Here is an 8,394-nt window from a genome sequence, read left to right as displayed (position 1 = left end):
GTCGTAATACCCACTTCTTGAAACACCGAGCACTTGACACATCTTCACCACGCGAAATTCGTTTCGGTGTTGAAAAATGAATGCGTAAATTACTTCTGGTTTCTGGTGAAGATGCCTAACGCCTTTTTTAGGATCGCTAATTCCTCCTCCAACTCTTGATTACGACGGCGTAACTCAATGATTTCTTGATTTTGTGGCTTGATGTTGCCTGAACCCACAAAACTCTTTCCGTTGCTTTCTTTGTATTCTTTCACCCAACGGTGAAGAGTGTTGTAAGCCAAACCTAACTCTTTTGCCACTTGGGCGATGGACTTGTCCCCCTCCAAGCATAACTCAACCGCTTGAATCTTGTACTCTTTGTCAAATGTTCTCTTTTTCATGATTGGACACCTCGAACCTATTGGAATTAAGTTTATTATAATCTCCCTGTTCTCCATGTCCACTTTTTAGACTAACATCAATTACCAAAGGACAGAATGGAGGGAATAACATTTAATTTCAACAAATTGAATCAACTAATTTTTATTCAATTTGAATCAAAAAAGATGATAACATTTAAATATTAATTCGTATCGAAAAAGATGTTCTATAGTTATTTATCAATAGTTAGAGGGATGATTTTACATTGCAGAAAATCTAGTTCGATACAAAGAGCATTCCTGTTAGAAAGGCTTTTAGGAACTTGAAAGAAAAAGCATCTTGGTATGATGCAGCGGTTGCCAATTGTCAAGTTGACACTGTTATCAATCAAACCAAAGAGAACTAATCGTACGAAAAATTGAACAACCGCCAAACCGTATGGGCGTTCACATGGGCGAATGGCAAGCCAAATACGGTGACGAATGCGAATGACGATACATTCTACTACGTCACGAACTACCGCGGCGATGTCGTGCGGATGGTCGATGAAAACGGCGCGACGGTCGCGAATTACAGCTATGACCCGTGGGGCAAAGTGCTTTCGGTTTCGGAAAATGCGGCCGTGGCTGGACAACCGCTAGGATATGCAGGATATTATTATGATAGGGAAACGAAGCTGTACTACCTGCAAGCCCGCTATTATGATCCGGAGACGGCGAGGTTTATCTCAAGAGATCCAGATCCAGGAGACAAAGACGATCCGATCACTCAAAATGCGTATACGTATGCGGATGACAATCCGGTGATGCTGGTGGATCCGGATGGGAATCGTGGATTAACCACATTGTATCGGACTGTTGCAGGTGCTCTCACATATGTTATGGTCAGCGGGGCAGTAGCAAAGAGTTTAGTTAAAAAAGCGGTAGGGAAAGTAGCAAAGAAGGTTTTACGTAAGGGTACTAATAATGCCTATGCTATTGCTAAAAGTGGTGGGAAACATTTTGGATTTTATAAACAGTATATTAATAAGTCCCCAGAACAAATCAGAAGGGCAATAAATTCAATAAATAAACAGATTGAGGAACATAAAGATAAAATAAAAAATCCAGAGAAATATATTCCTAACTTTAGAAATCTAGATCCTAGGCAGCAACAAGCATTAATTCATAAAAAATGGCCTTCTGATATAAAAAGACAAATGGAACAAAAACAAATTCTTGAAGGCATTTTAAAATCAAAGTAGGGAGATGATAGGATGCAAAATGAGATGAAATATTTTTTAATTGATTTAATTAAAGAAATACAGGAAAAATATAACCAAACACTGACAGAAGTAGAAGAAGAGAGTTTGGAGGAAAAAAACTACAGGTTGGGTACAAACTTTGCATATTATGACGTGTTAGAATTAATTGAGTCTCAATTAAAATCTTTTGATTATAGGTTAGGTGAAATTGGTCAAATAACCCCTACATTAGGAGAGAAAATAGCTAATAACAGCCTGAAATAATAATCTAAACAGATTTGACTCAAGAATTTTGATTAATTCTTGAGTTTTTTTATTTATTTGGGCTAGGTTGGGGGAATATAGCTATAACGGTTCTGATTTTATCCGCATCACAGATGACAACGGCCAAACCGTATGGGCGTTCACATGGGCGAATGGGAGCCCAAATACGGTGACGAACCAAAACGGCGCTCCGTTCTATTATATCGCGAACTATCGCGGCGATGTCGTGCGGATGGTCGATGAAAATGGAGCGACGGTTGCGAATTACAGCTATGACCCGTGGGGCAAAGTGCTTTCGGTTTCGGAAAATGCCACAGTGACTGGACAGCCGTTAGGGTATGCAGGATACTATTATGATAGGGAAACGAAGCTGTACTACTTGCAAGCGCGGTATTATGATCCGGAGACGGCGAGGTTTCTTTCGAGAGATCCAGATCCGGGAGACAAAGACGATCCGATCACTCAAAATGCGTATACGTATGCGAATGACAATCCGGTGATGCTGGTGGATCCGGATGGGAAGTTTGCTATTTCTATTGATAGAATAAAATATGCATTAAAGTACGGCTTAAAAGGTTGGCTTGCTTCATATTTTGATTGGGCGACTGCGGATAAAATTGTGGCTGGGAGTGTAGCAATTGCTGATAAAATTTATAAAATTGCAACAGAGATAGCAAAAGGGTATAAAGCAGGAAAAGCTATAAATACTGTGTTTAGAGAGGCCCTTAATAAAATACTAATTGGAAGAGGGTATAAAAATCAAATTCTTAACATAGTGAAGAAGCAAGCAAGAAAAATAGGGACAAAAGTTGTTTTACGGAGAATCACTACACTTAGTTTTTGGTGGACCGATCTTGCGTTATTTACTGGTTATACTATTGTAGGTTACAATAAATATCGTAAATAATCAATATTGGATCATTTTGAGGTTGAGGGTTATTATCATTATGAGAAGACTCGTTAAATTGCTCATATGTTACTTCGTAGTTTTATGTATTTTCTTTTGGTTATTTTACAACATGGCTCTAACTTCCCAAAAATTTTATGATATTAGTGTTATAGGAAAAATCACATTATTTTTTAAGATTATAATATTCTTATTAATACTCCGTATCATAGATTTTATAGGAAAAAAAATTATACAGTTTCTAATATACAAAAAAATATTGTATTTATTGTTGCTTGCCTATTATCCGCTTTAGTAATGGGGTACATTACATTGGAATAACCTTATTAGCCTTCCCAATAATTTGGTGCTCGAAAAGTTTTTTATTTTTATACATCGAGATAACCGAATGAAAGGGAGGGCTTTTTTATACAGGAAACGAAGAAACTATTTGATTATCAGTGGCTATGGATAATGCCGTGTATGAAAATATATTTTTGTTAAGGTGTCCCAATAAATATAATGTTTACCGTAAAATGGATGTTAATAAAAATCCTATGTATGAACAGTTAGAAGAGATAAAAATTCGATAACTAACTCTATGCATTTGCGAGCTACTGTGGTGATGTAGTTCGAATTTTTGATGAAGATGGCCTGACTGTCGCAATTATCCCTATGATCCCTAGGGTAAAGCTTTGTCTGTTTCCGAAGACACAGCTGTTGCTGGACAGCTGCTAGGGTATGCAGGATATTATTATGATAGGGAAACGAAGCTGTACTACTTGCAAGCGCGGTATTACGATCCGGAGACGGCGAGGTTTCTTTCGAGAGATCGAGATCCGGGAGACAAAGACGATCCGATCACTCAAAATGCAATGCGTATACGTATGCGAATGATAATCCGGTGATGCTGGTGGATCCGGATGGGAATCGTGGATTAACCACATTGTATCGGACTGTTGCAGGTGCTCTCACATATGTTATAGTCAGCGGGGCAGTAGCAAAGAGTTTAGTTAAAAAAGCGGTAGGGAAAGTAGCAAAGAAGGTTTTACGTAAGGGGAAAGGCAAAGCTTCTAAATATGTAGATGTGACTAAATCTGGTAGTCGTTATGCTAACAGAGAGACTGATGTATCTAAAGCACAGTTCGAAAAAAAACTACTTAGAGATGGATGGAGAAAATCAATATCTAAAGATGGAAAAACAATAATACTGACAAAAGATGGTGCAAAATATGTTCTTCGTGACGGTGCTAAATCCACAGGTGGTTCAACCGCTGACTTTTATCCAAAAGGGAGCAAAAGAATGACTTTAAAAATTAGGTTAAAATAGGGGGGGGCCAATGAATTTAGAAACTTTATTTGTTAGGGAAAAAAAAGAGTTTAATAAATTAATAGGAATGGCTAGTAATACGTTTTATATAGAAAATAGATTGCCTAAACAGGTATTCCGAGAACAATTCAATAATTTTTTGTTTGAAGAGTTTGACTGGACAATGGACAAAGATTTTTGGAGAACAATCCAGCAATTATCTAGACAAACAAAAGATAATTATGTCCTTACTGCAGTGTTAGATCCTAGTCCAGTAGAATATTTTTATAAAGAGTTTAATTATTATAATTGGATGAAACTCCCTGTTAATTTATCACCTGATGAATATTTAGACGTTCTTGAATTAGGACCGGAGGAAAGTCCAGCGGATGCAGTGCTGTACAATTCTTATACCGTTATTTGGCTACCTCCTTCAATGAAATGGGCAATATGGGGAGAAAGAAGTTATGGGGTTTGTGTTTTAGGGCTTCAAGATGTAAACAATAGTGCAGATTTATTGCCGATTTTAAAAAATTGGCGCTCTATTGATGAAACAGTTTTATCGTGGGTAGGGCTCAATTTTGTAAATCAACAACTTCCACAAGAAATTGCTGATACTTTCTTCTTAAATTATTCTAACGGTGTTAAGTAAATGTAGATGTCTATTCTGAACACAAACATAAAACAATGCGAACCTTGATTGGCTATATGCCTTTCAAGGTTTCTTTTTACAATGACTATATGGGGAGTATTTCTATCTAATGTTATCTTTTATTTAAACTCATGATGCTAGTTGAGCCTTAGAACTTAACTATCTCAAGTATAACTTAGATTAGGGGGCCAGGCACATGTTGAAAAAATCAAAGTGTTTACGTATGATGACGCCGGGAACCTCCTTAAGGACGACTGCTACCAATACACATGGGACGGAGAAGGACGCCTGCTTTCAGTCAAAGACGTAAACGGCAACGAGGTCGCCAGCTTCACGTATCGCCCAGATGGACTGAGAGAAACGAAAACGGTGAATGGTGTGACGTACCATTATCACTATGACGGCTCGGACTTAATCCGCATTACGAACGACAACGGCCAAACCGTATGGGCGTTTACATGAGCGAATGGCAAGCCAAACACGGTCACAAACCAAAACGGTAACACGTTCTACTATGTGACGAACTACCGCGGCGATGTCGTGCGGATGGTCGATGAAAACGGCGCGACGGTTGCGAATTACAGCTATGACCCGTGGGGCAAAGTGCTTTCGGTTTCGGAAAATGCGGCCGTGGCTGGACAACCGCTAGGATATGCAGGATATTATTATGATAGGGAAACGAAGCTGTACTACTTGCAAGTGCGGTATTATGATCCGGAGACGGCGAGGTTTATCTCAAGAGATCCAGATCCGGGAGACAAAGACGATCCGATCACTCAAAATGCAATGCGTATACGTATGCGAATGATAATCCGGTGATGCTGGTGGATCCGGATGGGAATCGTGGATTAACCACATTGTATCGGACTGTTGCAGGTGCTCTCACATATGTTATAGTCAGCGGGGCAGTAGCAAAGAGCTTAGTTAAAAAAGCGGTAGGGAAAGTAGCAAAGAAGGTTTTACGTAAGGGTACTGGAAACCTCAATAGTCTACTAAAAAAGAAATCATTAGGTAGAGGTTCAACAGGAAGAACAACCCCTAACAGCCTTGAAGAACAGTTGGCCATGAAGGAAGTATTATCCAATCCTTTAAAAGGTGCTACTAGAGTCCCGACAAAAAACATGAATGACCCCAGATGGCTGGGTTCAGAAGGATGGGTAAAAATGCAAAGGGTTGTAAAGACCTCAAAAGGTAACATTAATATTCATTTTAATTACAATACTAAAACTGGAAAGTTTGATGATTTTAAGTTTAAATAATCGGGATGTGTTAAAGATGGAACTACGGTGTGAGAAAAATACTGGTTATATGTTTAGTCCCAAAATTGTAAGAGAAGGAAACGAGACATTAACTTCTTATGATGGTATTTCTTTGGGTACAACTTATAGAGTTTACGGCATAATTCTTTATGAAGAGGGAATATACTACCTTATTTATGATGACTTTAAAATGCCAAATTGGTATCCAGCAGAATTGTTTTCTGTTATATCAAATTCACTTCCTGAGAAATGGTATTTTAAGCATTTTGGACAAAGTGAAAGCCTAACTGCTATATGGGGCTATTATGAATTAGTGCATTCTGAGAAGCATTTTGATGGATTAAGTGAGCAAGAGCCAGAAGAAATAGAATTATTTCTAAAGATAAAAGAAGAAATGTATAATTAGATTGAATTTTTTGGTGGTTATGGCGATGATAACCACCATATTTGTTTTTGAAGATATGATGGCGATAACGACTAAACGGTATGGACGAACAGGAAACCCAATACGGTGACGGACCAAAACGACGATCCGTTCTATTATGTCACCAACTATCGCGGCGATGTTATCCGCATTGTCGACGAAAACGGCGCGACGGTCGCGAATTACAGCTATGACCCGTGGGGCAAAGTGTTGTCAGTTTCGGAAAATGCGGCCGTGGCTGGACAGCCGATAGGATATGCAGGATATTATTATGATAGGGAAACGAAGCTGTACTACTTGCAAGTGCGGTATTATGATCCGGAGACGGCGAGGTTTATTTCGAGGGATGCGTATCCTGGAGATAAAGATAATCCATTAACACAAAATGGATACACGTATACGAATGATAATCCTGTGATGTATGTTGATCCAGATGGAAACAATCCACTAGCTGTTGCACTCATTATAGCAGCAATTGAGGATACGCTTATATGGTTTGGACGAGCTGTTGTAGTACAAATTGTTAAAAAAGTAACCCCTTATATTTTACAGGCATATAAGAAGTACGGAAAAAAATTGAAGGTATCCGGCCCTAAGCGAAGTAAAGAAAATAAGGATAATCATACATTGTTTACGATTAGCTATGGAAAGAAGCAGCTATTAAGAATTGATATGAAGGTACTTAAACGATCTAAGGAATATATTGGGTATATACATTTCCATGTATTTCCTGACATGAGCAAACATTATGATATAACACATGTAAACTTTGGAAAAAACCTTCCTAAGTTTCCTTGGTGATTTTGAGTAAAGGAGGCGAAAAAGTGAAGTTTAATTACTATATTTACCTATCAAAAGAGATTAAAGATCACCTCAGAATTCGCGATTATATAAAGGATTTTATGAATAATAGAGGAGGTTGCAAAGAAGAAGCTGTATATGATTTTTTGACAGGGAACTGTGCAGGATATTCTCTAAAAGTTTCGATAAGTAAGGAAGTTTTTAGACAGCTAGAGGAGGAAGTGCTAACTTATTTTCACTTGGATCTTTTAGAACTTTCTTATATCGACTATCAGCATTATCACATCGTTCGGTATGATGAAAATACTAATGAAGAAATTCATGCTGCGACAGCTTACCATGTAGAAGAAGGAATTTGGGAATTCTACTATGATCAAGGGATATGGTTAAATTCTTTAGACTCCGTTATAGGAACTTTACAAGACGAAGGAATTTTCTTATTTAAGATACAAGTCTCATCAAATGATAACATTGCGAACGTATTAGATGAGTGTTTTGATGAATGGGTTCTCATGCAAAAGAATCGGATTGAATAGAACGCAAGAGGAAGGATATCTATAAATATAACTTAAGGTGCAATATGCTCCCTGAAGTCTACAGGGGGCATATTTAAATTAATGAAATTTAAACATCCAATCGGTTCCGCTTTACAATAATCTTTGGCGGCGTGATGTTATGAGGAAAAGAATCGGTTTTAAAATTTCCAATGAATATGGAACTTTACTTAGTGAATTACCTAAAGATAAAGTATAAATTTAGCACATTATTCGGAGCAAAATAACGATTTTCTTGCAATTTCAAACGGATTTCAGCCAACGTGAGGGGAATTCCACAAACTCCCTTACGCCTGTTTATAGAAAAAACATTTAGTGAACTGACGTGGAGAAGCAGCCGTGATCACCATTAGCTTTGCTGAGTTAGTTACAACAGGCACTTTAGCAGAAGGTTCCGTGTCAAATGCTGAATCCAAGTAATATAAATTAGCAGATAGATTATTTCGGAAGCTCCTTTTCAAATTGCGATTACTACCAAATTAATTATAATTTATGCGGATTTAACTTCTAAACATCAAGGGGGGTGTGGAGATATTTGTTATTTATAGCTTGATTTTTAGTTTGTAGACAATTTTAAGAGATGGTCAATTTTCTTATAAGAAAATTCTTAAAAACTTTTTTGCTGCATTTATTTTCTTTATA

At 37.7% G+C, this 8,394-nt stretch carries 12 protein-coding genes and 1 pseudogene; 12 read left to right on the top strand and 1 reads right to left on the bottom strand.

The features are described 5' to 3' along the window. Positions 1–89: 89 nt before the first annotated feature. The gene (locus B6A27_RS02060; RefSeq protein WP_161491016.1) at positions 90–380 is read right to left on the bottom strand and encodes a transposase; all 291 of its coding nucleotides are present in this window, start codon (positions 378–380) and stop codon (positions 90–92) included. A gap of 398 nt (positions 381–778) precedes the next feature. Here B6A27_RS02060 and B6A27_RS19335 point away from each other — a divergent pair, with 398 nt between their 5' ends. The 12 genes and pseudogenes from B6A27_RS19335 (at position 779) to B6A27_RS02000 (ending at position 7,734) form a co-directional block, all read left to right on the top strand. After that, positions 779–1,603, top strand: a complete 825-nt coding sequence (locus tag B6A27_RS19335) for an RHS repeat domain-containing protein (RefSeq protein ID WP_369824129.1) — start codon at positions 779–781, stop codon at positions 1,601–1,603. Positions 1,604–1,615: 12 nt separating this feature from the next. After that, a complete protein-coding gene (locus B6A27_RS02050) occupies positions 1,616–1,867 on the top strand; it encodes a hypothetical protein (RefSeq protein ID WP_080859902.1) in 252 nt (83 codons plus the stop codon). A gap of 169 nt (positions 1,868–2,036) precedes the next feature. Beyond that, positions 2,037–2,774 carry an RHS repeat-associated core domain-containing protein gene (locus tag B6A27_RS02045; RefSeq protein WP_080859900.1) on the top strand — a complete coding sequence of 246 codons (738 nt, stop codon included), beginning with the start codon at positions 2,037–2,039 and terminating at the stop codon, positions 2,772–2,774. Positions 2,775–3,448: 674 nt separating this feature from the next. Next, positions 3,449–3,661 carry an RHS repeat-associated core domain-containing protein gene (locus B6A27_RS18970; protein WP_236546405.1) on the top strand — a complete coding sequence of 71 codons (213 nt, stop codon included), beginning with the start codon at positions 3,449–3,451 and terminating at the stop codon, positions 3,659–3,661. 5 nt (positions 3,662–3,666) lie between these two features. Then, entirely contained in the window at positions 3,667–4,083 is a 417-nt protein-coding gene (locus B6A27_RS02035; protein WP_236631765.1) for a hypothetical protein, read from the top strand. Positions 4,084–4,093: 10 nt separating this feature from the next. Further along, positions 4,094–4,714 carry a hypothetical protein gene (locus tag B6A27_RS02030; protein ID WP_080859897.1) on the top strand — a complete coding sequence of 207 codons (621 nt, stop codon included), beginning with the start codon at positions 4,094–4,096 and terminating at the stop codon, positions 4,712–4,714. Positions 4,715–4,927: 213 nt separating this feature from the next. Continuing rightward, entirely contained in the window at positions 4,928–5,176 is a 249-nt protein-coding gene (locus B6A27_RS02025; RefSeq protein ID WP_080859895.1) for a hypothetical protein, read from the top strand. A 39-nt stretch (positions 5,177–5,215) separates the two neighbouring features. Further along, positions 5,216–5,533, top strand: a pseudogene (locus B6A27_RS02020) (RHS repeat-associated core domain-containing protein); the annotation flags it as partial. Beyond that, on the top strand, positions 5,533–5,973 hold the full coding sequence (locus tag B6A27_RS18775) for a hypothetical protein (RefSeq protein ID WP_236631764.1): 441 nt from the start codon (positions 5,533–5,535) through the stop codon (positions 5,971–5,973). The pseudogene B6A27_RS02020 and the gene B6A27_RS18775, both read left to right, overlap by 1 nt. A 16-nt stretch (positions 5,974–5,989) precedes the next feature. After that, positions 5,990–6,379, top strand: coding sequence for a hypothetical protein (locus B6A27_RS02010; RefSeq protein ID WP_080859892.1), 390 nt, complete (start codon positions 5,990–5,992; stop codon positions 6,377–6,379). Between the two features lie 105 nt (positions 6,380–6,484). Beyond that, complete coding sequence (locus B6A27_RS02005) at positions 6,485–7,198, top strand: RHS repeat-associated core domain-containing protein (protein ID WP_080859890.1); 714 nt, start codon at positions 6,485–6,487, stop codon at positions 7,196–7,198. Positions 7,199–7,221: 23 nt separating this feature from the next. After that, on the top strand, positions 7,222–7,734 hold the full coding sequence (locus B6A27_RS02000; RefSeq protein WP_080859888.1) for a hypothetical protein: 513 nt from the start codon (positions 7,222–7,224) through the stop codon (positions 7,732–7,734). The last annotated feature ends 660 nt before the right edge of the window (positions 7,735–8,394 follow it).

This window comes from Anoxybacillus sp. UARK-01, assembly GCF_002075365.1.
GTDB classification, from domain to species: Bacteria; Bacillota; Bacilli; order Bacillales; family Anoxybacillaceae; genus Anoxybacteroides; species Anoxybacteroides rupiense.
The sequence above is the reverse complement of the archived record's forward strand: the minus strand, read 5'-3'. Positions and strand labels throughout refer to the sequence as shown.

Coding starts and splice junctions, on each gene's coding strand:
- B6A27_RS02050 (WP_080859902.1), top strand. CDS start 1,616: ATGCAAAATGAGATGAAATATTTTTTAATTGATTTAATTAAAGAAATA.
- B6A27_RS18775 (WP_236631764.1), top strand. CDS start 5,533: ATGCTGGTGGATCCGGATGGGAATCGTGGATTAACCACATTGTATCGG.
- B6A27_RS02010 (WP_080859892.1), top strand. CDS start 5,990: ATGGAACTACGGTGTGAGAAAAATACTGGTTATATGTTTAGTCCCAAA.
- B6A27_RS02060 (WP_161491016.1), bottom strand. CDS start 380: ATGAAAAAGAGAACATTTGACAAAGAGTACAAGATTCAAGCGGTTGAG.
- B6A27_RS02030 (WP_080859897.1), top strand. CDS start 4,094: ATGAATTTAGAAACTTTATTTGTTAGGGAAAAAAAAGAGTTTAATAAA.